Origin of the sequence: Micromonospora sp. CA-263727 (assembly GCF_050942455.1) — a bacterium.
Taxonomy (GTDB): domain Bacteria; phylum Actinomycetota; class Actinomycetes; order Mycobacteriales; family Micromonosporaceae; genus Micromonospora.
In genome coordinates, this window is the sequence record NZ_CP192031.1 from 5,428,181 (window position 1) to 5,450,980 (window position 22,800).

Below are 22,800 nucleotides of genomic sequence, written 5' to 3' on the forward strand. Positions count from 1 at the left end.
GTTCTCCCACGACAACACCGGCGCGGCCACCCGGGGGACGACATGCTCATCACCGACGACTTCCTGCCCGTTCCGGTTCCGGAGTCGCTCAACGCGACGTACCTGGTGCCGACGGCGGGACTGCCGGCGGTCAGCGCGCGGGCCGCGGTGCGCGGGCTGGCCGGCCGGCTGGCCGAGCCGGTGCACGGGCTGGCCAAGCAGATGCTGGACAGCCCGCTGATGAGCGTCGACGTCCGGCCAATCGGCGAGTTCCCCGAGCTGCCGCCGGACCTGCTCACCGCGTTCGGGGCCACCGAGCCGCAGTTGGACCGGCTGGCCGCGGCGAGCCACCTGGTGGTGGTGCAGGCCGAGTACCGGCCGGGCTGGCCCCCGGCGCACGAGTGGGCGGCCCGGGCGGTGGCCGCCGCGGTCGCCGAGGCGGTGGGCAGCGACGTGGTGGACGTCTTCGGGTTGCAGTTCCTGGACCCGGCCGCGGCGCTGCGCTCGCTGCCCGACGCGCAGGGACGGGTCCGCCTGGTCGACTGGGTGCTGGTGCCGTACTCGTCGGACGCCGAGGGGCTCTGGTTCACCACCAAGGGGCTGCGCCGCTTCGGCCTGCTGGAGTTGCAGACCCAGGGCGTGCCGGACCACCTCACCCGGGCCTGGGGCGCGGTGATGACCGGCGCCGCCCGGCGGCTGCTGCGGGACTGGACCGACGGGCTGGCCGGCGAGGAGGTGCCGGCCTTCGTGCAGCTGCCGGTGCTGGCCACCGTGACCGGGCACGACATCGCGGTGGCGTACGGCAATCCGGAGCAGCACGGAGCGACCGCGCCGGTGCTGCTCCGGCTGGAGCTGGACCCGGCCACCGACCCGGACGCCGACTCGTTCCTCAGCCTGCGCCCGCCGGCCGGGCATCCCGGCCCGCCCGGACGCTACTTCGCCGCCGCCTGCGCCACCCTCTTCGCCGGCATCCAGCCGGACGTGCGCTACGCCCGGGCGGGTGACGCGATGAGCCGGGCGATCGCCACCGCCCGCGCCGGGCTGGGTGACATCCGGGCCCGGTTCCACGCCGGGCAGCTCCCGCCGGAGACCCAGCTGGTGGTCAAGTACGGCCTACCCGGCGACGACGGCCCCGAGTACGTCTGGGCCGGCGTGACCTCCTGGGACACCCCGGAACGGATCGTCGCCGCCAGCGCCAGCGACGCCAACACCGACCCCACCGTGCGGATCGGCTCCCCGGTGGTGGTGGAAGCCACCGACGTGGTCGACTGGGCCGTCCTGGACGGCACCGGCGTCATCGAAGGCGGCTGGACCCAGGCCGTCCTCGACGCCGGCGAATCCCCCACCCCCTAACCGGTGGGTTACTTGACGGAGGGGTGGGTGAAGGGGGGGCGGGTCAGGCGGACGGGGAGGCGGCGGCCGCGGATGTCGACCTGTAGCTCGGTGTCGTCGGGGAGGGCCGGGGCGGTGTCGATGAGGGCCAGGGCGATGCCCTGCTTCCTGGTGGGGCTGAAGGTGCCGCTGGTGACCGTGCCGACCTGGGTGTCACCGTGGAAGACCGCCATGCCGGGGCGGGGGATGGCGCGGTCGACGGCCACCAGGCCGCGCAGGGCACGTGCGGGGCCGGCGGCCCTCTCGGCGAGCAGCGCGGCACGGCCCCAGAAGGCCGGCTTCTCCCAGCCGACCGCCCAGCCCGAGCGGGCCTGCACCGGGGTGATCTCCAACGACAGGTCCTGCCCGTGCAGCGGGTACCCCATTTCGGTGCGCAGCGTGTCCCGGGCGGCCAGCCCGCACGCCTGCGGCGTCGGCTCGGCGGCGAAGAGCGCGTCCCAGACCGCGATTGCCTCGCCGGCCGGGACCACCAGCTCGTAACCGAGCTCGCCGGTGTAGCCGGTGCGGCACACGGTCAGCTCGACGCCGTCGAGCGTGGCCGGCGAGAAGCTCATGTACCCGTGCCCGGTGGGCAGACCCAGCGCGCCCAGCAGCTCCGCCGAGCGCGGCCCCTGCACGGCCAGTACGGCGTACGCCTCGTGCTCGTCGGTGACCGTCACCTGCGGTGGCGCGGCGGCGCGCAGCCGGCGCACCACCTCGGCGGTGTTCGCCGCGTTCGGGATGAGGAAGACGTGGTCGTCGGCGTACAGGTAGGCGATGATGTCGTCCACCACGCCGCCGGTGGCCTCGTCGCAGCAGAGGGTGTACTGGGCCCGGCCCGGCCCGATCCGACCCAGGTCGTTGCTGAGGCAGGCGTTGACGAAGTCCGCCGCCCCCGGCCCGGTCACCCGGACCTTGCCCAGGTGCGAGACGTCGAACACACCGACGTCGGTCCGCACCGCGGTGTGCTCGCGGAGCACCCCGCCTCCGGCGTACTCCAGCGGCATCTCCCAGCCGCCGAACGGGGCGAACTTGGCGCCGAGCGCGCTGTGCCGCGCACCCAGCGGAGAACGACGCAGCCGGGTCTCGGCGGCGTCGGTGGTCACGTCGGTCATGGGTGGCAACTTACCGGGATGCACCGGTCTGGTTAGCATCGGCGGGACCCGCCGGGGTCTGGTTAGCATCGGCGGGTCCCGCCGGATGAGCCGGCGGTGCAGCATCGACCTCCGGCGGGTAATCATCCGCTGGAGACCTTCCACCGCCGGTACGCCACAACGCGACCGGCCCGGCCCGCCCGGGAGCAGCTTCCGTGACATCGCCCAGCACCACCCTGAGCCTGGTCGACACCGACCCCGCCGAACTCGCCGTCGACGCGATCGTGATCGGCGTGCACAGTACGACCGGTGAGCAGGACGCCACCAGCGGCCTCGCCGGCACCCTGCTGCTCGCCACCGGCGCAGAGAGCATCGCCGCCGCCTTCGACGGCAAGCTGACCGAGACGCTCGCGCTGCTCGGCGCGACCGGCGGCCCAGGCGAGGTGATCAAGCTGGCGACCCTCGGCACGGTCACCGCCCCGGTGGTCGCCGCGGTCGGCCTCGGCCCGGAGCCCAGCGGTGCGGCACCCGCGCCGGAGACCCTGCGGCGGGCCGCGGGGGCCGCCGTACGGGCTCTCGCCGGGTCGCCCCGGGTGGCGCTCGCGCTGCCGCTGCCCGACGACGCGGACGCCACCGACGCGCTTCGCGCGGTCGCCGAGGGAGCGCTGCTCGGCGGCTACCGCTTCGCCGGCTACAAGACCCGGCCGCAGCCGACCCGACGCGTCCCGGTGGCCGAGGTGCTGGTCGCCGTGCCGGACGCCGCGGACGCGGGGGCGCAGGCCGAGATCACCCGGGCCCGGACGGTCGCCGACGCGGTGCGACGCACCCGGGACTGGGTCAACACCGCGCCGAACGAGCAGCGCCCGCCGGTCTTCGCCGACTCGGTCGCCGAGGCGGCCCGGGCCGCGGGCCTGGAGGTCGAGGTGCTCGACGAGGTCGCGCTGCGCGAGGGCGGGTACGGCGGCATCACCGCGGTCGGGCAGGGCTCGGAGGCCCCGCCACGTTTGGTGAAGCTGACCTGGACGCCCGACGGCGGCGGCACCGGCAAGCGGGTGGCCCTGGTCGGGAAGGGCATCACCTTCGACACCGGCGGCATCTCGATCAAGCCGGCGCAGGGCATGTGGGAGATGAAGTCCGACATGGCCGGGGCGGCGGCGGTCGCGGCCACCATGCTGGCGGTGGCCGAGCTGAAGCCGCCGGTGGCGGTGACCGGGTACGTGCCGATGGCGGAGAACATGCCGTCCGGGACGTCGTACCGGCCGGGCGACGTGATCAGCATGTACAACGGCAAGAAGGTGGAGGTGCTCAACACCGACGCCGAGGGCCGCATGATCCTCGGTGACGCGATGGCCCGGGCCTGTGAGGACGGCTGCGACTACCTCTTCGAGACCTCCACCCTGACCGGTGGGCAGGTGGTCTCGCTGGGCAAGCGGATCTCCGGCGTGATGGGCACCGCCGAGCTGTGCGAGCGGGTCCGCGCGGCCGGCGACGCGGTCGGCGAGCCGGCCTGGCCGATGCCGCTGCCGGACGACGTCCGCAAGGGCATGGACTCGGACGTGGCCGACATCTCCCAGGTCAACGCGGGGATGGACCGGGCCGGCCACATGTTGCAGGGCGGCGTCTTCCTGCGCGAGTTCGTCACCGACGAGGTGGCCTGGGCGCACATCGACATCGCCGGGCCGTCCTACCACTCCGGCGAGGCGACCGGCTACTGGACCAAGGGCGGCACCGGTGTCCCCGTCCGCACCCTGCTCCACCTGATCGACGACGTCGCCACCAACGGCTGACCTGTAAGGAAGGGCCCCCTGTTAACGCCTGGCGCATGGCAGGGGGCCCTTCTTAACACCTGGCCGAGCACCTGGCCGGGCATACCTGGCCGGCGGGTGGGGCGGGCTCAGTACAGCTCGGGTCGGCGCTTGCGGCGCTCGTTGTAGTCGCGCATCCGCTGCGGATAGCCCATCAGAGCCACGTCGTAGATCGGGATGCTCAGCCGGTACGCGAAGCGCCGCGCGCCGTCCGGCCCGTCGATCCGGCGCCGGGTCCACTCGCCGTCGTCGGCGATCAGGATGATCGTGGTCTCGGTGACCGTGGTGCGGGGCTCGATGAACGCCTCGACGCCCTTCCGGGTCCGGATAAAATTCTCCAAGTGCTCCAGATCGGCGCGATTGGCCGTACGGTCAGGGTCAACCGCGCGTGCCCGCTTGCGTCGCCGGAACAGTCCCACCGAGCCGTCTCCCCACGCGTCCGTCATCGAAGGCAGTGCCAAGGGTACGTGGCCGCAACGTGTCATTGGGCACCTCGGTACGCAGGTTCGTCACGGTGGTGACAAGATGGCCGAGGTGGGGTGTGTCCCTGTTACCCCGCCGTGACCCCCGATGCAGCGAAGCGACCTGGGAGTTGGACGTGAGCGAGCCGAACGACGCAACCTTCGACATCGTCATCCTCGGAGGTGGCAGTGGCGGCTACGCGACCGCGCTGCGCGCCGTCCAGCTGGGTCTGACGGTCGCGCTGGTCGAGAAGGCCAAGCTCGGTGGTACCTGCCTGCACAACGGCTGCATCCCGACCAAGGCGCTGCTGCACGCCGCGGAGATCGCCGACCAGACCCGCGAGTCGGAGCAGTTCGGCGTCAAGGCCGAACTGGTCGGCATCGACATGGCGGCGGTCAACTCGTACAAGGACGGTGTGATCTCCCGGCTCTACAAGGGCCTACAGGGCCTGGTCAACGGCAACAAGTCGATCACCTTCGTGGAGGGCCACGGCAAGCTGGTCGCGCCGAACACGGTCGAGGTCGACGGCAGGCGGTACACCGGCCGCAACGTGGTGCTGGCCTCCGGCTCGTACGCGAAGAGCCTGCCGGGCCTGGAGGTCGACGGCGAGCGGGTGATCACCAGCGACCACGCCCTGGTCCTGGACCGGGTCCCCAGCTCGGCGATCGTGCTGGGCGGCGGCGTGATCGGCGTCGAGTTCGCCAGCGTCTGGAAGTCCTTCGGCGTGGACGTGACGATCATCGAGGCGCTGCCCCGGCTGGTCGCCGCCGAGGACGAGGAGTCGTCGAAGGCGCTGGAGCGGGCCTTCCGCAAGCGGAAGATCAACTTCAAGGTCGGCAAGCCGTTCGAGAAGGTCGAGAAGACCGAGAACGGCGTGAAGGTGACCATCGCCGGCGGCGAGACCGTCGAGGCCGAACTGCTGCTGGTCGCGGTCGGCCGCGGGCCGAACACCGCCAACCTCGGGTACGAGGAGCAGGGCGTGAAGATGGACCGGGGCTACGTGCTGACCGACGAGCGGCTGCGCACCAGCGTGCCCAACGTCTTCGCGGTCGGCGACATCGTGCCCGGCCTCCAGCTCGCCCACCGCGGCTTCCAGCAGGGCATCTTCGTGGCCGAGGAGATCGCCGGCCAGAGCCCGGCGGTGATCGACGAGGCGGGCATCCCGCGGGTCACCTACTGCGACCCGGAGCTGGCGTCGGTCGGCCTCACCGAGGCGAAGGCCAAGGAGCAGTACGGCGCTGACAAGATCAAGACTTACAACTACAACCTCGGCGGCAACGGCAAGAGCCAGATCCTCAAGACGGCCGGCTTCGTGAAGCTGGTCCGGGTCGAGGACGGGCCGGTGGTCGGCGTGCACATGATCGGCGCCCGGGTCGGCGAGCTGGTCGGCGAGGCGCAGCTGATCTACAACTGGGAGGCGTACCCGGGCGAGGTGGCGCAGCTCGTACACGCCCACCCGACGCAGAACGAAGCCCTGGGCGAGGCGCACCTGGCTCTCGCCGGCAAGCCGCTGCACGCGCACGCCTGACCTCGACGTATCCGCGGCGTCCGGCGACGGGCGATGATCCCCCCACCAGGGAAATGAAGGAGTCTGGAGAACATGCCGGTATCGGTCACCATGCCCCGGCTCGGCGAGAGCGTCACCGAGGGCACCGTCACGCGCTGGCTCAAGCAGGAGGGTGACACCGTCGAGGTCGACGAGCCGCTGCTGGAGGTGTCCACCGACAAGGTCGACACCGAGATCCCGTCCCCCGCGGCCGGCGTGCTGACCCGGATCGTGGTGAGCGAGGACGAGACGGCCGAGGTCGGCAGCGAGCTGGCGGTGATCTCCGGCGAGGGCGAGTCGGCCGGCGGCGAGGCCGCCCCGCAGCAGCAGGCCGCCCCCGCCGAGCAGGCCGCCGAGGCGGCCGAGGAGCCGCAGGCCGAGGCGGAGCAGCCGGCCGTCGAGGAGCCGGCACCGGCCGCCCCGGCGCCGTCGGGCGCGGGCACCCCGGTGCAGATGCCGGCGCTCGGCGAGAGCGTCACCGAGGGTACGGTCACCCGCTGGCTCAAGCAGGTCGGCGAGACCGTCGAGGTGGACGAGCCGCTGCTGGAGGTCTCCACCGACAAGGTCGACACCGAGATCCCCGCACCGGTCGCCGGCACCCTCCTGGAGATCAAGGTCGCCGAGGACGAGACCGCCGAGGTCGGCGCCACGCTGGCCGTCGTCGGCGCCGCCGGTGGCGCCCCGGCCGAGGCGAAGCCGAAGCCGAAGCCCGAGCCGGTGGCGCAGCCCTCGGCTCCGGCCGAGCAGCCGCCGGCCCGGCCGGAGCCGCAGGTTTCCGAGCCGACGCCCGGCGTGTCGTACAGCCAGCCGGCCGCGGAGGCCGAGACCGCGCCGGAGCCGGCCCGGGCCGAACAGGCCGCACAGCCGTCCGCGCCGGCCCCGCAGCGGGCGACGGCGCCGACCGCCGGCGCCGAGCAGCCGGCCGGTTACGTGACCCCGCTGGTACGCAAGCTCGCCGCCGAGCACGACGTGGATCTCGCGGCGGTCAACGGCAGCGGTGTCGGTGGCCGGATCCGCAAGCAGGACGTGCTGGAGGCGGCCGAGAAGGCCCGCGCCGCGAAGGCCGCTCCGGCTCCGGCCCAGCCGGCCGCGCCGGCCGCCCCGGCCCGGGCCGCCGCCAAGCCGCAGCCGAGCGCGAAGCGCGGCACCACCGAGAAGCTGCCCCGGATCCGCGCGGCGATCGCCAAGCGGATGCAGCAGTCGCTGCACGAGATGGCGCAGCTCACCACCGTGATCGAGGTGGACGTCACCAAGATCGCCAAGCTGCGGGCGCAGGCCAAGGAGTCGTTCGTCGCGCGGCACGGCGTCAAGCTGTCGTTCCTGCCGTTCTTCGCCCTCGCGGCGATCGAGGCCCTCCAGACGTACCCGATCGTGAACGCCCGGATGGACCTCGACGGCGGGACGATCACCTATCCGGAGGCCGAGAACCTCGGCATCGCGGTGGACACCGAGCGCGGCCTGCTGGTGCCGGTCATCCACAACGCCGGTGACCTCAACCTGGGCGGCATCGCCAAGCGGGTCGCCGACCTGGCCGAACGCACCCGGACCAACAAGATCAGCCCGGACGAGATCGCCGGCGCGACCTTCACGCTGACCAACACCGGCAGCCGGGGTGCTCTCTTCGACACCCCGATCGTGCCCTCGCCGCAGTCGGCGATGCTGGGCACCGGTGCCGTGGTCAAGCGTCCGGTCGTGGTCAACGACCCGGATCTGGGTGAGGTGATCGCGGTCCGCCAGATGGTCTACCTGGCCCTGTCGTACGACCACCGGCTGATCGACGGCGCCGACGCGGCCCGCTTCCTGGTCGCGATCAAGGAGCGGCTGGAAGCCGGCAACTTCGAGGCCGAACTGGGCCTGTAACACGTCGTCACTGCCGAAAGGGCGCCCCCGGTCACCCAGGACCAGGGGCGCCCTTCCGGTTCGGGCGGGTCAGGAGGTGAGGGTCTCTTCGCTGACCTGCCACAGCCGCTGGGCCGCCTCCGGGTCGAGGGCGTACCCGGCCACTCCGGTGCGGCTGCCCGGCTGGTTCGGGCCGGCCTGCTGGCAGTCCTCGAAGTAGCGCCCGCCGACGCCGTCGAGCAGGGGCGAGGTGGCCACCAGCACCGAGGTGGCGGCGCCCTGCTCGGGCGTCTTCCAGGCCGGCGCCGCCGGGCCGCTCTGGGTACGCAGCCGGGCCAGCTCCTCCTCGGTCACGTACCGCTGGAGGTTGGTGCGGATCCCCCCGGGGTGCAGCGCGTTGACCAGGATGCCGTCCTGCGCCCAGCGCCGGGTCGCCTCGACGGCGAAGAGCACGTTCGCGGTCTTGGACTGCCCGTACGCCGCCCACGGCTCGTAGTCGCGCCGCTGGAAGTGGATGTCCTCGAAGACGACCGGCGAACGCAGGTGCGCCGCCGAGCTGACCGCGACGACCCGGGCGCCCCGCGCCGCGGCCAGTGCCGGGTGCAGCCCGGTGGCCAGCGCGAAGTGCCCGAGGTGGTTGGTGGCGAACTGCATCTCCCAGCCCTGCGGGGTACGCATCTCGGGCGAGGCCATGATGCCGGCGTTGTTGACCAGGAGGTGCAGCGGACCGTCCCAGGTCGCCACGAAGGCGGTGACCGAGGCCGGGTCGGCCAGGTCGAGCGGGGCCACGGTGACCCGGTCGTTGCCGGTGGTGCCGGTGATCTCCGCGGCGGCCCGGGCGCCCTGTTCCGGTTGGCGCACGGCGAGGGTGACGTCGGCGCCGGCGGCGGCGAGCGCGCGGGCGGTCTCGACGCCGATGCCCGATCCCCCGCCGGTGACGACGGCCCGGCGGCCGGTGAGGTCGATGCCCGCGACGACCTCCAGCGCGGTGGACGCCGCGGTGAACGGGGTGCTGACAGGTGTGCCTGTGGTCATGATCCATCCTTGTCCGGTAGCGGCGCGGCGGGATCGACCGCCGCTACGATGGGAAAGCGGAGACTCCTCCGTTACGGTCCAGGCTAACCGGAGGATCCTCCGCTTGCCACCCGGACGGAGGTCGAATTCAGGAGGCGACGTGCCGGAACGAAGTCCCCGACCTTTGCGCGCCGACGCGTTGCGCAACCGCGAGCGGCTGCTGGAGGCGGCGGTCCGGGCGTTTTCCCAGGCCGGCGCGGAGGTAACCCTGGACTCGATCGCCAGGGACGCCGGGGTGGGGATCGGCACGCTATACCGGCACTTCCCCAGCCGGGAGGCGCTGGTCGAGGCGGCCTACCGCAACGAGCTGGAGAAACTCTGCGACTCGGCCGGCGACCTGCTCGGCCAGCTGCCGCCCGCCGAGGCGACCCGGGCCTGGATGGACCGCTTCATCGACTACCTCACCACCAAGCGGGAGATGGCCGACGCCCTGCGCCTGGTGATCGCCGCCGGCACCAACCCGTACGCGCAGAGCCGGGACCGGCTGCTCGCCGCCGTCGCCCGGCTGCTCGCCGCGGGCGCGGCGGCCGGGGCGATCCGGTCCGACGTCGACCCGGGGGACGTGCTGGTCGGGCTCAGCGGCGTCTCCCTCGCCGCCGGCGGGCGGGACCAGCGTGACCAGGCGCGGCGGCTGCTGGACCTGCTGATGGACGGCCTGCGGTACGGCCCACGCGGCTGAGCCGAATCGCCCCGTGGCCCGGCCCGACGCTGCGAAACTCAGGCGATGGGCGAGCGAGGCTGGCGGGGGCGGCTGGGTCCCGCCGTCGGGATAGCGCCGGGCGCCCGGGTCGACAAGTTCGAGATCTTCTTCGACCTGGTCTTCGTCTTCTCGTTCTTCAACATCGCCCGGACCACCGTCGTCAACATCAACAGCCAGCAGTTGCTGCACGCCGTGCTCGTCCTCGCGGTGCTCTGGTGGTGCTGGGTGGTGCACACGGTGGTGGCCACCCGGGTCCGGATCGGCGAGGGCTTCGTACCGGTGCTGATGGTCGCCGGGATGGCCGCGCTGTTCTGCTTCGCGCTCGCCCTGCCCCAGGCCTTCCAGAACCCGCGTGGCGGCGACGCCGGGCCGATCGTGGTGGCGGTCAGCTACGTGGTCATCCGTGCCGTGCACCTGGCGCTCTTCCTGCACGTGGTCCGCAACGACCCGGTGGAACGCCGGCAACTGCTCCGGTACGCCCCCGAGCTGACCCTGAGCACCATCCTGCTGCTCGTCGCCGCGCTGCTGCCGAGCCACCTGCCCGACCTGGGCATCGCCGAGACGATTCGGGACGCCCTCTGGATCACCGTCGTCCTCCTCCAGTACGGCACCGGGCTGCTCGCCAAGACCTGGGGCTGGGAGGTCACCTCCGCCGAGCACTGGACCGAGCGGTACGACCTGATCCTGATCATCGCGCTGGGCGAGTCGGTGATCTCCGTCGGCCTGGGCAGCAACCTGATCGGCCAGCCGCCGACCTGGCCGGGGGTGATCGCCGCGGTGTTCGGCATCGTCTTCACCGCCGCGCTGTGGTGGGCACACTACGACGTGATCGGTCCGGCCGCCCGGATCGCCCTGCACGCCAGCCAGGGCCGGCCCCGGGTGCTGATGGCCCGCGACGCGTACGCCTACCTCTACCTGCCGATGATCTCCGGAATCATCCTGTTCGCCCTGGGCGCCGAGGGGATCGTGCACGACATCGCCGAGCCGGGCGTACCGGTCGGCGAGCGGGCGCACGGGCCGGACGTGCCGCTGCTGTTCGGCGGGGTGATCTGCTATCTGGTCGGGAACATGCTGTTCCAGCTGCGCACCCTGCGCACGCTCTCCTGGCTTCGGCTCGGCACGGTGGGGCTGCTCGCGGTCAGCATCCCGCTCGCCATGCTCCTACCCGGGCTGGCCGCCCTCGGCCTGCTCACCGCGATCTGCGTCGGTCTGGTCAGCGCCGAGGTGGTGCTGATGGCCGACGCCCGACACGCGCTACGCGCCACCGTCTTCGAGGAGCGCACCACCCACGAGGCCAACGAGGCCGCCTTCCGCGCCCGCTGGCACGACAACCCGCCCGAGTCGACGCTCTGAAACACCGCCGGAAGCGACGAGCCGGCACCTTCCGGGACACGTTTCCCCTCCTCCCCGAAGCGGCACGACGGCGACCGTCCAGCGACAACGGTCGGATTGGCGGCGGTTGCCGACGTCGTGGCCAAGGACGAACAGGCGGGCTCTCCGGCACTCAGGCCGCTCGTCGGTGTCGATACGCCGCGCCTTCTCCAAACGCCGCGCGCCCGCCGAACGACCACTACCGTGCGTGACGTGGCCTCTTCTCGTATGGTTGCCGTTTTCTTGAGCGTCGTTCTCGTCTCGTCCGCCGGGCCGGGCGTGACTCCCGCGTGGGCCGCGGCCCCGCAGAACCAGCCGTGCCCCACTGTGGAATCGCCGGCCCGGCCGCCCGCCACGCCCTCGCCGCCGCCGGTCGACCCGGCCGACGGGGCGGTCGGCGGCGAGGCCCTGGCAACGCCCGGCCTGGCCGCCCCGGCCGGCGCGCCGAAGGTGCCGGCCGTCACCGCCACCGCCTGGCTCGTGGCCGACCTCGACAGCGGACTGGTCCTCGGCGGCTGCGGACCCCACGAGCACCGGACCCCGGCCAGCGTGCAGAAGCTGCTGCTCGCCGCCGCCCTGATGCCCCGCCTCGACCCGACCCAGGTTGTGGAGGTGAAGCGGGAGGACCTACAGGATCTCGATCCGGAGAGTTCGTTGATGGGTGTGGTCCCCGGTGGCCGGTACACAGTCGAGGACCTGTGGTTCGGGCTGCTCCTCGAATCCGGCAACGACGCCGCCAACGTGCTGGCCCGCCTCGGTGGCGGCGCAGCCGGGCGGGCCGGCGGCGTGCAGGCGATGAACGACGAGGCGCGGCGGCTGCGCGCCAACCAGACCCACGCGGCGACCCCCTCCGGCCTGGACGGACCCGGCCAGTACACCAGCGCGTACGACCTCGCGCTGATCACCCGGATCGCCTTCGCCCGGGAGGACTTCCGCCGGTACATGGCGACCCGGGTCGCGCAGATTCCGGCGCAGCCGGGACGGCCGGCGTTCGCGCTCAGGAACGACAACTCGATGATGGACGGTTATCCCGGCATGCTCGCCGGCAAGACCGGCTTCACCGATCTGGCCCAGCAGACGTACGTCGGGGTGGCCGAACGCGACGGTCGCCGGCTCGTGGTGACCCTGCTCGGCGCCCAGACCGCGCCGCTGGGCAGCCTCGGCGAGGCGACCGCGCTCTTGAACTGGGGATTCGCCCTCTCCCCCGACACGTCGGTCGGTCACCTGGTCACGCCCGAGGAGCAGAAGAAGACGGACCAGATGGTGATCGCCGCCGGGGGCCGGGCCGGCGGGTCCGGTGGATCGTCGTCGCTCTCCCTGCCGGCCACGCTCGCGTTCGGCGCCGTCCTCCTGATTGCCGTGCTCGGCGTGATCGTCGGCCAGCACCGGCGCGCCCGCCACCGGTAGCGCGGTGACCGGCAAGTATTCAAGCTTGCCGGATGGGGCGGCTTGACTTCGAGTGGGCTCGAAACGGAACGCTGGGCGCATGACGACGACAAAGGCACTGGGACGCAGTGGGATCGAGGTCAGCGCCATCGGCATGGGGTGCTGGGCGATCGGCGGGGCGCTCTGGGGCGACGACGGTCAGCCGTACGGCTGGGGCGAGGTCGACGACGACGAGTCGGTTCGCGCCATCCACGCGGCGCTCGACTACGGGGTGAACTTCTTCGACACCGCCAGCAACTACGGCGCGGGGCACAGTGAACGGGTGCTCGGCCGGGCCCTGGCCGGCCGGCGTGACCAGGTGGTGATCGCCACCAAGTTCGGCCACACCTCGGACGAGGCGACCCGCCGGGCCACCGGCGCCGACCACAGCCCCGGCTACGCGGTGGCCAGCCTGGAGGCGTCGCTGCGCCGGCTCGGCACCGATCACGTCGACCTCTACCAGCTGCACCTCAACGACCTGCCGACCGCCGCCGCGCTCGACCTGGTCGACACGCTGGAGGCCCTGGTGACCCAGGGCAAGATCCGGGCGTACGGGTGGAGCACCGACGACCCCGCCTCCGCGACGGCCTTCGCGGCAGCCGCCCCGCACTGCACGGCGATCCAGCACGAGCAGTCCGTGCTGCGGGACAATGCCGGGATGCTGGCGGTCTGCGAGGCGTACGACCTGGTCAGCATCAACCGGGGGCCGCTGGCGATGGGGCTGCTCACCGCCGCGACCCGGGTACTCGGCGCGGACGACGTGCGGGGGCGCGCACCGGAGTGGCTGGACTGGTTCGCTGACGGCCGACCGGCACCGCAGTGGGCCGAGCGGGTCGCCCGGGTCCGCACCGCGCTCACCGCCGACGGCCGTACCCTCGCGCAGGGCGCGCTCGGCTGGCTACTGACCCGCAGTCCACGGGCGGTGCCGATCCCCGGCTTCCGCACGGTGGCCCAGGTGCAGGAGAACGCCGCCGTCCTCACCCTCGGCCCGCTGCCCGGCGACGCGTACGCCGAGGTCGAGCGGCTGCTGGCGGACCTGCGCCAAACTGCGAGCTATACCGCCACGTGACCGACTCGACCGGTTCAGGCCGCCGCGCGTACCCGAAGATATGAGCATGCGGATCCTCATGGCCGGCGCGTCCGGCTTCCTCGGCACCCGACTGGTCGACCTGCTCGTCGCCGACGGGCACCAGGTGACCCGGCTGGTGCGGCGGACGCCGCGCAGCCCCGACGAACGGCAGTGGAGGCCCTCGGCGGCGCAGCTCGACCCGGCGCTGGTCGCCGAGGCGGACGCGGTGGTCAACCTGGCCGGCGCGGGGGTGGGTGACCGCCGCTGGAACGACCGGTACAAGCAGCTCATCCGGTCCAGCCGGGTGGACACCACCAGCACCCTGGCCATCACCATCGCCGGGCTGCCGGCGGCCGACCGGCCCGAGGTGCTGCTGAACGCCTCGGCGATCGGCTGGTACGGCAACACCGGCGACCGGGTGGTCGAGGAGGACGCGCCGGCCGGCGAGGGCTTCCTCGCCGACGTGGCCCGGGTGTGGGAGGCGGCGACCCGGCCCGCCGAGGACGCCGGGGTACGGGTGGTGCGGCTACGCACCGGGTTGCCGCTGCACCGCGACGGTGGGCTGCTCAAGCCGCAACTGCTGCCGTTCAAGCTGGGCATCGCCGGCCGGCTCGGCAGCGGGCGGCAGTGGATTCCGTGGATCTCGATGACCGACTGGCTGAACGCCACCGCGTTCCTGCTCGCCCGCGCCGACCTGGCCGGCCCGGTGAACGTGGTCGGCCCGGCACCGGTCACCAACGCCGATTTCACCCGGGAGTTCGCCCGGCAGCTGCACCGCCCCGCGATCATCCCGATCCCCGCCCTGGCCCTGAAGCTGGCCCTCGGCGGCTTCGCCCAGGAGGCCCTGACCAGCACCCGGGTCCTCCCCGGCGTCCTCAACCGCGCCGCCTTCACCTTCCGCCACCCCGACCTCCCCACCGCCCTCCACGCCGCCCTAACCACCCCCTGACCCGCCCACCCCCCGCCCCCACCCCCGCTCCCGCTCCCGCTCCCGCTCCCGCTCCCGCTCCCGCTCCCGCTCCCGCCGATCATGCAGTTGTGGTGCCCCTCGAAAGCGGCATATCGGCATCTTTCGGTCACCACAACTGCATGATCGGCAGCGACGGGGGTGGGGGTGGGGTGGGGCGGGCGGGGGCGTTAGCAGCCGATGGTCCAGTGGGTGGGGGTGACCTGGCGCAGGGTGGTGGTGTGGAAGGTGTTGTAGAGGCCCATGCGTTGGTTGGAGCCGTTGGCATAGGCGTAGCCGCCGGAGTGGTAGGCGCGGCCGGCTGCCACGTGGGCGTAGTTGCTGGCGGTGATGCAGGTCGGGGTGCCGGTGGGGCTCGGGGACGCGGTGGGCGTGGGTGACGCGGTGGGGCTCGGGGAGGCCGTCGGGGTCGGGGTTGCGCCGCCGTCCAGGCCGAAGAAGACGGCGTCGCGGTACGCCGAGCAGATGGTGTCCAGGAAGTACGCGGCGACGGTGCCGCACTGGTCCGCGCCGGAGCCCGGGTCGATCGGGGTGCCGTGGCCCATGCCGGAGACCCGGTAGACGCGGACCACGTCGTTGCCGTACACCTCCAGGCTGGTGCCGGCCGGCAGCTGCGCCGTGCTGGTCGGGGTCTGCGACACGCCGAGCACGTTGGTCCACTGGTCACGGGACTCCGTGGCGTTCGCCACCGCCACCGTGTAGTCGGCGGTGCCGTGCCAGAGCGCCACCCTCGGGCGCGGGCCGGTGTAGCCGGGGTGGGCGTTGCGCACCAGGTCGCCCCACTGCGCCGGAGTCTTGTCCACCCCGGGGCTCATGCAGGAGAACGCGTTGACGGTTCCGGTGGCGCAGCGGTACGGGATGCCGGCGATGACCGAGCCGGCGGCGAAGACGTCCGGGTAGGTGGCGAGCATGACCGCGCTCATCGCAGCGCCGGCCGAGAGCCCGCTGACGTACACCCGGTTGGCGGCCGTGCCGTAGCTGGACCGGGCGTGGTCGACCATCTGCTTGATGGACAGCGCCTCGCCCTGGCCGCGGGTGGTGTCGCCGGTCTCGAACCAGTTGAAGCAGGAGCTGGAGTTGTTGGCGGACCGCTGCTCGGGCACGATCAGGGCGAACTGCCACTGGTCGGCGTACTTCTGCCAGCCCGAGTTGGCGAAGTAGCCGGCGGCGTTCTGGGCGCAGCCGTGCAGCAGGACGACGGCCGGCGCCCCGGAGGGCAGGTTGTCCGGCCGGTAGGCGTACATGGCGAGGTTGCCGGGGTTGGAGCCGAAGCTGGTGACCTGGGTCAGGGACGCGGCCTGGGCGGGAGCGGCGACGGCCACCAGCGCGGCGACGGCCAGGACCAGGCCGGCCACCACGCCGGCGAGCCGGCCGGGCAGGGTGCGGGTACGGCGCACGGAGACCTCCTGTGGCGATATGTGAGCTGGGCCACCGATGATTGCCGCGAGGTTACGCAGATGTGTCACACCCATGACATGGCGAGTATTCACACATTCATCGGCGTCACCATGTGTCCCCGACTCGCCCGCCCCACCCCCTCCCCGCCGCCGCCCCGTCCGGATGTTAGGAAGGGCCCCCTTACCTACCTCAGGCGTTAAAAGGGGGCCCTTCCTTACATCTCGACGTGCCGGGTCTGACCGGGGGTGTCCGGGTGCGGTTGGTAACGTCCGCTAGGTGCCCACCTCCCCGTCCCTGGCGTCCGCGCCCGCCTCGCCACCACGCGTCACCCGTGACCGCCGCGCCGACCTGATCGTGACGCTGCTCGCGCTGGCGCTCGCGGTCTGGGTGACCAGTGGGCTGTGGCGGGACCCGAACGCCCGCGCGATCACCGTCAACTCCAGCGACCAGGCGCTGTTCGAGTGGCTGCTGGCCTTCGGCGCCCACGCGGTGGGTCACGGGGAGAACCCGCTCTACACGTATCTGATCAACGTCCCGGACGGGGTCAACCTCGCGGTCAACACCTCGATCACCGTGTACGCGGTGGTCTTCGCGCCGCTGACGTACCTGATCGGGCCGCCGGCCACGTTCCTGGTGATTCTCACCCTCAACCTGGCCGCCACCGCCGTCGTCTGGTACTGGCTGCTCTCCCGGCACCTGGTCCGCAGCCCGCTCGCCGCCGCCATCGGCGGGCTGTTCATCGGCTTCTCCCCCGGCATGGTCTCGCACGCCAACGCCCATCTGAACTGGACGGCAGGCTGGCTGGTGCCGCTGCTGGCATGGCGGGTGTTCGCGCTGCGCCGGCCGGGGCACTGGCTACGCGACGGCGTGATCCTCGGCGTGCTCGTCGCGATCTCCTTCTCGATCGCCGCGGAGGGGCTGTTCTTCACCGCGCTGGCGCTCGGCCTCTTCGTCGCCGTGTGGGCGCTGCATCCCGCCAACCGCGCCGAGGCCCGGGCCGCGCTGCCGTCCTTCCTGCGCGGGCTCGCGGTGACCGCGGTGGTCGCCGGGGTGCTGCTGGCGTACCCGCTCTGGCTGCACTTCGCCGGGCCGCAGCGGTTCCACGGCACCGGCTTCGACCCGGTGATCCACTCCGAGGACATCGCCGCGTACGCCGCGTACCCGCGCCGGTCGCTGGCCGGCGAGGCCGGATTGCGTACCTCGCTGGCCCCCAACCCCACCGAGGAGAACTCGTTCTTCGGGCTGCCGCTGCTGCTGCTCACGGTCGGCTGTTTCGTGCTGCTGTGGCGGCACGCCGATCCGCGGCGCCGGGCCACCCTCTGGGCGCTCGGGGTCGTCGCGGTGGTCTTCACCCTGCTCTCCTTCGGGCCGGTGGCGAAGGTCGACGGCCGGCACACCGACCTGCCCATGCCGTTCGAGCTGCTCGGGCACCTGCCGGTGGTGAACGCCGCGCTGCCCGCCCGCCTCGCGCTGGTGGTGACGCCGGTGATCGGCCTGCTGCTGGCGTACGCCGTGGACCGGCTCCGGCAGCACCCGCCCCGCCGGGCAGCGGCGGTGGCCTGGACGGTCGCCTTCGCGGTGGCGCTGGTGCCGATCTTCCCGACGCCCCTGCTGACCAGCGAACGCGAACCGATCCCCCGCTTCATCACCTCGGGGGCGTGGCGGAACTATGTTTCGCCCGGCGGGGTGCTGACCCCGGCACCGCTCGCCCTGGACGTCTATCCCGACGGTCAACGCTGGCAGGCGTACGCGCTGTCGCACCGGCAGGGCGAGTTCGCCATCCCGTCCGGATTCTTCCTCGGCCCCGGCGGCCCCGACGGCCGGGGCCGGATCGGCCCGGTGCCGCGCCCCTTCGGCGCGCTGCTGGACCAGGCTGCCCGCAACGGCGCGCTCCCGATCGTCACCGAGGGCACCCACGAGGAGATCCGGGCCGACCTGGCGCACTGGCGGATCGAGACGGTGGTGCTCGCCGACGCCGTGCACGGCGCCAAGTGGGCGGTCGACGAGGAGGCGCTGCGCCGCACCCTGACCATGCTGCTCGGCGAACCGGAGCGGGTCGAGGACGTCTGGCTCTGGCGCATCGACCGGAACTGAGCCCGCACCACGGCCCGACCCGACCGGGACGGAGCGGACCTCTGGGCCCCGCCCGACCGGGACGGAGCGGATACCAGGGCTCGGTCGCGGCCGTGAGCGGGCTCACCGCCGGTGACCGGCGGGTACGGGTCTACGCTGAGACGCGTGACCACCACGACCTCCGGCCTGACGGCCGTCCACGCCGGCGTCCTCGACTACGCTGCCGCCTGGGACGAGCAGCGCCGCCTGCACGAGGCGGTGGTCTCCGCCGAGCAGGGCGACACCGTGCTGCTGCTGGAGCACCCGAGCGTCTACACCGCCGGCAAGCGCACCGAGCCGTGGGACCGACCGCTGGACGGCACCCCGGTCGTCGACGTGGACCGCGGCGGCAAGATCACCTGGCACGGTCCGGGGCAGCTGGTCGGCTACCCGATCCTGCGGCTGCCCGACCCGGTCGACGTGGTCGCGTACGTCCGGCGGGTCGAGCAGATGCTGATCGACGTGTGCGCCGAGTTCGGCCTGGCCGCGGGGCGGATCGAGGGCCGCAGCGGAGTCTGGGTGCCGGCCGACGACCGGGGTCCGGCCCGTAAGGTCGCCGCCATCGGCATCCGGGTCGCCCGTGGGGTGACCCTGCACGGCTTCTCCATCAACTGCGACTGCGACCTGACGTACTTCGACCGGATCGTGCCGTGCGGCATCCGGGACGCCGGGGTCACCTCGCTCACCGCCGAGTTGGGCCGCCCGGTCACCGTGGCCGACGTGCTCCCCGTCGTCGAGCGTCACCTACGGACCATCGTCGAGGTCTGACCAGACGTAGGCCCAGTGTCGCGGTCCTCGGTCGAGGACTCCGACACCGGCACCCTTGCGCCCGACCCTGACCGGCGGACACCAGCGCCGGCGGCCGGGCGCTGATCCGACCACGTCGCCAGCCCCGGCACGTCGCCGGTCCTCGGCATGTCGCCAGTCCGGGTCAATGGCGCACGTCGAAGACCATCTCCGACACCCCTCTTGAGCGAATGCTCAAAAGTCGATACCGCCTATTAAGCAGTCGCTCAAAACGGGGGTGGACGTGCAACCGATCTACGTCGAGGCGCTCATCGACGCGCCGATCGAGCAGGTCTGGCGGGCGACCCAGGAGCCCGGGGAGCACCGCCGGTGGGACGTGCGTTTCGGCCGGATCGACCCGGTCCCGGGCAGCACGCCCGCCCGGTTCCGATACGCCACCACGGTGTTTCCCGGGCTCACCGTGGCCGGCTGGGGCATACACGCCGGGGAACGCCGTCGCCCGGACGGCACCCGTACCTCGGCGTTGCGATTCGGCTCGGACGACCCGCGTTCGCTGATCGCGACGGGCACCGGTTACTGGCGTTACCTGCCCGGCCCGCACGGCGTGCGCTTCCTGACCGGATACTCGTACGCCCCTCGGTGGGGGCCGCTGGGCCGGCTGGCCGACCTGGCCTTCCGCCCCGCCTTCCGCTGGGCCACCGCCTGGTCGTTCGACCGGCTGCGGCTCTGGTTGGCGCATGGCATCCCGCCGGAGCGCGCCCGGGCCAACGCCATCCGGGAAGTCACCCTGCGGGCGGTCGCGGTGACGGCGGCCGGCGCGGCGGCCGGCGCCGCCGGCCGGATACCGGCGACGGTCGCGCTGGTGGCCGCCGCCACGGCGGCGTGGTTCCTGCCTCCGCATCCGCACACGCCGGCCGCGCGCCGGTGCCGACGCCGCCCGGCGGACCGTCTCGCCGCCCGGCCACCCACTCTCCTGGGGGAGCTGTGACCTCTGTCTTCCAGCACGCCCTCGGTGCCGACTTCGACCGGCTGCACCCACAGCTGCGCCGCCGCTTCGGCGTGGATGGTGACGCCGACCTCGGCTGCGTGGGCACCGGCGTGATGGACCGGGTCTGGCGAGGCACCGCCTTCACCAGCCCGTTCCTGCACTTCGGCGCCCAGCGCCACATCCTGTTCCCGGAAACCGGCCGGCATGTCCCCTTCACCATCGAGAACTACGCCTACACCGACTCGTACGGCCGCCTCACGCTGACCTTCGTGCGGACCTTCCAGGTCGCCCCGCACCGGCGGCGGCGCTTCGACGCCACCATGGTGTGGAGCACGCGCCGGGCAGTCCTGGTCGACTACCTCGGTACGCACCAGCACCTCGCGGTCGACCTGCACCTCGCCGTCGACTCCACCGGCGCGCTGACCATCCGCAGCGGGCTCCAGCGATTCCGGAACGGCCTGTCCTGCCCCGGCGTGCTGACCGGCGAGGCCCGGGTGCGGGAGTGGTACGACCAACGGGCCGGGCACTTCGGCATCGAGGTGGCGGTGACCAGCCGCCGGTTCGGCCCGCTCTTCGGGTACACCGGCAGCTTCACCGTCCGCTACGTCGGGCCGGACCGGGCACCGGTGCCCGCCGCGGTCCGGCCGCTGCGCGAGAATCCCCGGGAGTAGACGAGGGGATTCCATGGCCACCCGCGAGAAGCTGATCGACGGTGCGCTCGCCGCGATCCGTGAGCACGGAATCGCCGGTGTGTCGGCGCGTACCATCGCCGCCGCCGCAGGGGTCAACCAGGCGCTGGTCTTCTACCACTTCGGCAGCGTGGACGACCTGCTGGCGGCGGCCTGCCAGAGCGCGACAGCCGCGCGCGTGGCGGTCTACCGGGCCCGCTTCGCCGACGTCCGGTCGCTGCGCGAGCTGCTCGACCTCGGACGCGCCCTGCACGAGCAGGAACGGGCCGAGAGCAACGTTGCGGTGCTGGCCCAACTGCTGGCCGGGGCACAGAACGATCCCCGGCTCGCCGAGCCCACGGCAGCGGCGCTGCGACTCTGGACGGTCGAGATCGAGGCCGTCCTGCACCGGCTGCTGGACGGCTCGCCAGCCGCCCCGGTCGCCGACCCGCCCGGGTTGGCCCGGGCGATCTCCGCCGCCTTCGTCGGGCTGGAGCTGTACGAGGGCGTCGACCCGATCGGCGCCCGGTCCGCGTTCGACGCGCTGGGGCGGCTGGCCACCCTGGTCGAGGTGGTCGACGACCTCGGCCCACTCGCCCGCCGCGCGGTCCGGGCGAAGCTGCGTGACCTGACCTGACCGAGCGTGGTCGGGGGCGCGGGCTACGGGGTCAGGCGGTGCAGGTCGCGTGGGAAGGCGGTGACCTCACGGACGTTCGGGGCGTTGGTCAGGCGGGCGACGAAACGTTCCAGGCCGATGGCGAACCCGCCGTGCGGCGGCATGCCGCGCCGGAACGCGTCGACGTACCCGGCGTACGGCTCGACCGGCTCGCCGCGTGCGGCCAGCGCGGCAAGGTAGTCGGCGTGCCGGTGCAGCCGCTGCCCACCGGTGACCAGCTCCATACCGCGGAACAGCAGGTCGAACCCGTTCGAGTACGTCGGCCGGGCCGGGTCCGGGTGGGTGTAGAACGGGCGCTTCGCCATCGGGTACCCGGTGACGAAGACGAACTCCGACCCGTGCTCGCGCCGGGCCCACTCTCCCAACGCCCGTTCGTGCGCGGGGGCGAGGTCCGACTCGTCCGCAGGTCCGCCGGCGATCTCCAGGGCCTCCGTGAACTGCACGGCCGGGATCCGCGCCGGCACCGCCGGCAGATCCACGCCGAGGGTGGCCAGCGCCGCGCCGGCCCGGTCGCCGACCGCGTCGAGCATCCCGGCCAGGGTGTCCCGCAGCACCGCCATCACGTCCCGGTGGTCGGTGACGAAGCCCAGCTCGGCGTCGAGTGAGGTGTACTGCGCCAGGTGCCGTACGGTGTCGTGCGGTTCGGCCCGGAACACCGGTCCGACCTCGTACACCCGCTCGAAGACGCCGACCATCAGCTGCTTGTAGAACTGCGGCGACTGGGCCAGGTACGCGGGCCGCCCGAACCAGTCCAGCGCGAAGACGTTCGCTCCGCTCTCGGTGGACGAGGCGACCACCTTCGGCGTCTGGATTTCCACGAACCGCCGGGCGTCCAGCGCGGCCCGGAAACCGGCCACCGCCGCCGCCGAGACCCGCAACGCGGCCGACCGGCTCGGGTGCCGCAACGCGACGGGTGCGTTGTCCAGCTGGGTGGGCAGGCCGGCGGTGAGTAAAGGCCGGTAGAGGTCGAACGGCGGCGGTACGGCGGGTGGGCCGAGCGGGCGTACCGCCGGGTCGGTCAGCTCGACCCCGGCGGATGCCGTGGCCGCCGCGACCTCGGCAGCGGCGCCACGCCGCGCGACCACCGTGCCGGTGACCTCGACGACGGTCTCCTCGGGCAGCGCCTCGACGGTGGCGCGCACCGCCGGGTCGGTGACCACGACCTGGGCGAGTCCGGCGGCGTCCCGGACGATCAGGAAGGCCACCGACTTGAGCAGCCGGCGGCGGTGTACCCAGCCGGCGATCCGGACGGTGTCTCCGGCGTGCCGGGTGAGTTGGTCGGAAAGAATGCGTTGCACAGCGGCTGCTCCTCGGTCGATGGCAACGCCTTCGCCACCCTCCGGTGGCGAAGCATCGCCTCAGCCCCGGGGGGTGTGGGCGAGCGGGAACCTCGCGGTGCCACCACACCTTCGCCCCCGCCGGAGCGGGAGCCTCGTTCGTCGCCTTTCACCGGGGCCAGCCGGGCGGGCTCTACTGGCGCGGGGTGTTAAAAAGGGGCCCTTCCTCTAC

Annotated in this window: 19 protein-coding genes; 14 read left to right on the forward strand and 5 right to left on the reverse strand. The window is 72.8% G+C overall.

The features are described 5' to 3' along the window. Nucleotides 1-42 precede the first annotated feature (42 nt). A complete protein-coding gene (locus tag ACQPYA_RS23655; protein WP_433529283.1) occupies nucleotides 43-1,332 on the forward strand; it encodes a DUF2314 domain-containing protein in 1,290 nt (429 codons plus the stop codon). 8 nt (nucleotides 1,333-1,340) lie between these two features. Here ACQPYA_RS23655 and gcvT read toward each other — a convergent pair whose 3' ends face one another. After that, nucleotides 1,341-2,465: a glycine cleavage system aminomethyltransferase GcvT gene (gene gcvT / locus ACQPYA_RS23660; RefSeq protein ID WP_433529284.1), complete on the reverse strand. Its 1,125-nt coding sequence runs from the start codon at nucleotides 2,463-2,465 to the stop codon at nucleotides 1,341-1,343. A 194-nt stretch (nucleotides 2,466-2,659) separates the two neighbouring features. Here gcvT and ACQPYA_RS23665 point away from each other — a divergent pair, with 194 nt between their 5' ends. Beyond that, nucleotides 2,660-4,231: a leucyl aminopeptidase gene (locus tag ACQPYA_RS23665; RefSeq protein ID WP_433529285.1), complete on the forward strand. Its 1,572-nt coding sequence runs from the start codon at nucleotides 2,660-2,662 to the stop codon at nucleotides 4,229-4,231. Between the two features lie 107 nt (nucleotides 4,232-4,338). On the opposite strand, the gene ACQPYA_RS23670 is transcribed toward ACQPYA_RS23665, so the two are convergent. Further along, on the reverse strand, nucleotides 4,339-4,668 hold the full coding sequence (locus tag ACQPYA_RS23670; protein ID WP_433533586.1) for a hypothetical protein: 330 nt from the start codon (nucleotides 4,666-4,668) through the stop codon (nucleotides 4,339-4,341). A gap of 179 nt (nucleotides 4,669-4,847) precedes the next feature. On the opposite strand from ACQPYA_RS23670, the gene lpdA reads away from it, so the two are divergent. Continuing rightward, a complete protein-coding gene (lpdA, locus tag ACQPYA_RS23675; protein WP_433529286.1) occupies nucleotides 4,848-6,239 on the forward strand; it encodes a dihydrolipoyl dehydrogenase in 1,392 nt (463 codons plus the stop codon). A gap of 72 nt (nucleotides 6,240-6,311) precedes the next feature. Beyond that, on the forward strand, nucleotides 6,312-8,117 hold the full coding sequence (gene sucB / locus ACQPYA_RS23680; protein ID WP_433529287.1) for a 2-oxoglutarate dehydrogenase, E2 component, dihydrolipoamide succinyltransferase: 1,806 nt from the start codon (nucleotides 6,312-6,314) through the stop codon (nucleotides 8,115-8,117). Between the two features lie 69 nt (nucleotides 8,118-8,186). Here sucB and ACQPYA_RS23685 read toward each other — a convergent pair whose 3' ends face one another. Continuing rightward, nucleotides 8,187-9,131 carry an SDR family NAD(P)-dependent oxidoreductase gene (locus ACQPYA_RS23685; RefSeq protein ID WP_433529288.1) on the reverse strand — a complete coding sequence of 315 codons (945 nt, stop codon included), beginning with the start codon at nucleotides 9,129-9,131 and terminating at the stop codon, nucleotides 8,187-8,189. A 139-nt stretch (nucleotides 9,132-9,270) separates the two neighbouring features. On the opposite strand from ACQPYA_RS23685, the gene ACQPYA_RS23690 reads away from it, so the two are divergent. The 5 genes from ACQPYA_RS23690 (at nucleotide 9,271) to ACQPYA_RS23710 (ending at nucleotide 14,684) form a co-directional block, all read left to right on the forward strand. Continuing rightward, nucleotides 9,271-9,849 carry a TetR/AcrR family transcriptional regulator gene (locus ACQPYA_RS23690; protein ID WP_433529289.1) on the forward strand — a complete coding sequence of 193 codons (579 nt, stop codon included), beginning with the start codon at nucleotides 9,271-9,273 and terminating at the stop codon, nucleotides 9,847-9,849. A 45-nt stretch (nucleotides 9,850-9,894) separates the two neighbouring features. Next, entirely contained in the window at nucleotides 9,895-11,223 is a 1,329-nt protein-coding gene (locus ACQPYA_RS23695) for a low temperature requirement protein A (protein ID WP_433529290.1), read from the forward strand. A 246-nt stretch (nucleotides 11,224-11,469) separates the two neighbouring features. Beyond that, nucleotides 11,470-12,648: a D-alanyl-D-alanine carboxypeptidase family protein gene (locus ACQPYA_RS23700; RefSeq protein WP_433529291.1), complete on the forward strand. Its 1,179-nt coding sequence runs from the start codon at nucleotides 11,470-11,472 to the stop codon at nucleotides 12,646-12,648. A 79-nt stretch (nucleotides 12,649-12,727) separates the two neighbouring features. Then, nucleotides 12,728-13,735, forward strand: coding sequence for an aldo/keto reductase (locus ACQPYA_RS23705; protein WP_433529292.1), 1,008 nt, complete (start codon nucleotides 12,728-12,730; stop codon nucleotides 13,733-13,735). A gap of 46 nt (nucleotides 13,736-13,781) precedes the next feature. After that, on the forward strand, nucleotides 13,782-14,684 hold the full coding sequence (locus tag ACQPYA_RS23710) for a TIGR01777 family oxidoreductase (RefSeq protein WP_433529293.1): 903 nt from the start codon (nucleotides 13,782-13,784) through the stop codon (nucleotides 14,682-14,684). 188 nt (nucleotides 14,685-14,872) lie between these two features. Here the strand turns inward: ACQPYA_RS23710 and ACQPYA_RS23715 are convergent, their stop codons facing one another. Then, the gene (locus tag ACQPYA_RS23715) at nucleotides 14,873-16,099 is read right to left on the reverse strand and encodes an extracellular catalytic domain type 1 short-chain-length polyhydroxyalkanoate depolymerase (RefSeq protein ID WP_433529294.1); all 1,227 of its coding nucleotides are present in this window, start codon (nucleotides 16,097-16,099) and stop codon (nucleotides 14,873-14,875) included. 277 nt (nucleotides 16,100-16,376) lie between these two features. Here ACQPYA_RS23715 and ACQPYA_RS23720 point away from each other — a divergent pair, with 277 nt between their 5' ends. From ACQPYA_RS23720 to ACQPYA_RS23740, 5 genes are all read left to right on the forward strand, one after another. Continuing rightward, a complete protein-coding gene (locus ACQPYA_RS23720) occupies nucleotides 16,377-18,194 on the forward strand; it encodes a DUF2079 domain-containing protein (protein WP_433529295.1) in 1,818 nt (605 codons plus the stop codon). A 144-nt stretch (nucleotides 18,195-18,338) separates the two neighbouring features. Continuing rightward, nucleotides 18,339-18,980, forward strand: a complete 642-nt coding sequence (lipB, locus tag ACQPYA_RS23725) for a lipoyl(octanoyl) transferase LipB (protein WP_433529296.1) — start codon at nucleotides 18,339-18,341, stop codon at nucleotides 18,978-18,980. Nucleotides 18,981-19,242: 262 nt separating this feature from the next. Continuing rightward, nucleotides 19,243-19,947 carry an SRPBCC family protein gene (locus ACQPYA_RS23730; protein WP_433529297.1) on the forward strand — a complete coding sequence of 235 codons (705 nt, stop codon included), beginning with the start codon at nucleotides 19,243-19,245 and terminating at the stop codon, nucleotides 19,945-19,947. Beyond that, nucleotides 19,944-20,618, forward strand: a complete 675-nt coding sequence (locus tag ACQPYA_RS23735; RefSeq protein WP_433529298.1) for a DUF4166 domain-containing protein — start codon at nucleotides 19,944-19,946, stop codon at nucleotides 20,616-20,618. Before ACQPYA_RS23730 ends, ACQPYA_RS23735 begins: the two co-directional genes overlap by 4 nt. Before the next feature lie 13 nt (nucleotides 20,619-20,631). Continuing rightward, nucleotides 20,632-21,252, forward strand: coding sequence for a TetR/AcrR family transcriptional regulator (locus ACQPYA_RS23740; protein WP_433529299.1), 621 nt, complete (start codon nucleotides 20,632-20,634; stop codon nucleotides 21,250-21,252). Nucleotides 21,253-21,275: 23 nt separating this feature from the next. Here the strand turns inward: ACQPYA_RS23740 and aspS are convergent, their stop codons facing one another. Next, nucleotides 21,276-22,589, reverse strand: coding sequence for an aspartate--tRNA(Asn) ligase (aspS, locus tag ACQPYA_RS23745; RefSeq protein WP_433529300.1), 1,314 nt, complete (start codon nucleotides 22,587-22,589; stop codon nucleotides 21,276-21,278). Nucleotides 22,590-22,800: the final 211 nt, after the last annotated feature.

Bases quoted from the DNA above. Each gene is read 5' to 3' on its own strand.
- ACQPYA_RS23655 (WP_433529283.1), top strand. From the start codon at position 43: ATGCTCATCACCGACGACTTCCTGCCCGTTCCGGTTCCGGAGTCGCTC.
- gcvT (WP_433529284.1), bottom strand. From the start codon at position 2,465: ATGACCGACGTGACCACCGACGCCGCCGAGACCCGGCTGCGTCGTTCT.
- sucB (WP_433529287.1), top strand. From the start codon at position 6,312: ATGCCGGTATCGGTCACCATGCCCCGGCTCGGCGAGAGCGTCACCGAG.
- ACQPYA_RS23685 (WP_433529288.1), bottom strand. From the start codon at position 9,131: ATGACCACAGGCACACCTGTCAGCACCCCGTTCACCGCGGCGTCCACC.
- ACQPYA_RS23695 (WP_433529290.1), top strand. From the start codon at position 9,895: ATGGGCGAGCGAGGCTGGCGGGGGCGGCTGGGTCCCGCCGTCGGGATA.
- ACQPYA_RS23700 (WP_433529291.1), top strand. From the start codon at position 11,470: ATGGTTGCCGTTTTCTTGAGCGTCGTTCTCGTCTCGTCCGCCGGGCCG.
- ACQPYA_RS23705 (WP_433529292.1), top strand. From the start codon at position 12,728: ATGACGACGACAAAGGCACTGGGACGCAGTGGGATCGAGGTCAGCGCC.
- ACQPYA_RS23710 (WP_433529293.1), top strand. From the start codon at position 13,782: ATGCGGATCCTCATGGCCGGCGCGTCCGGCTTCCTCGGCACCCGACTG.
- ACQPYA_RS23740 (WP_433529299.1), top strand. From the start codon at position 20,632: ATGGCCACCCGCGAGAAGCTGATCGACGGTGCGCTCGCCGCGATCCGT.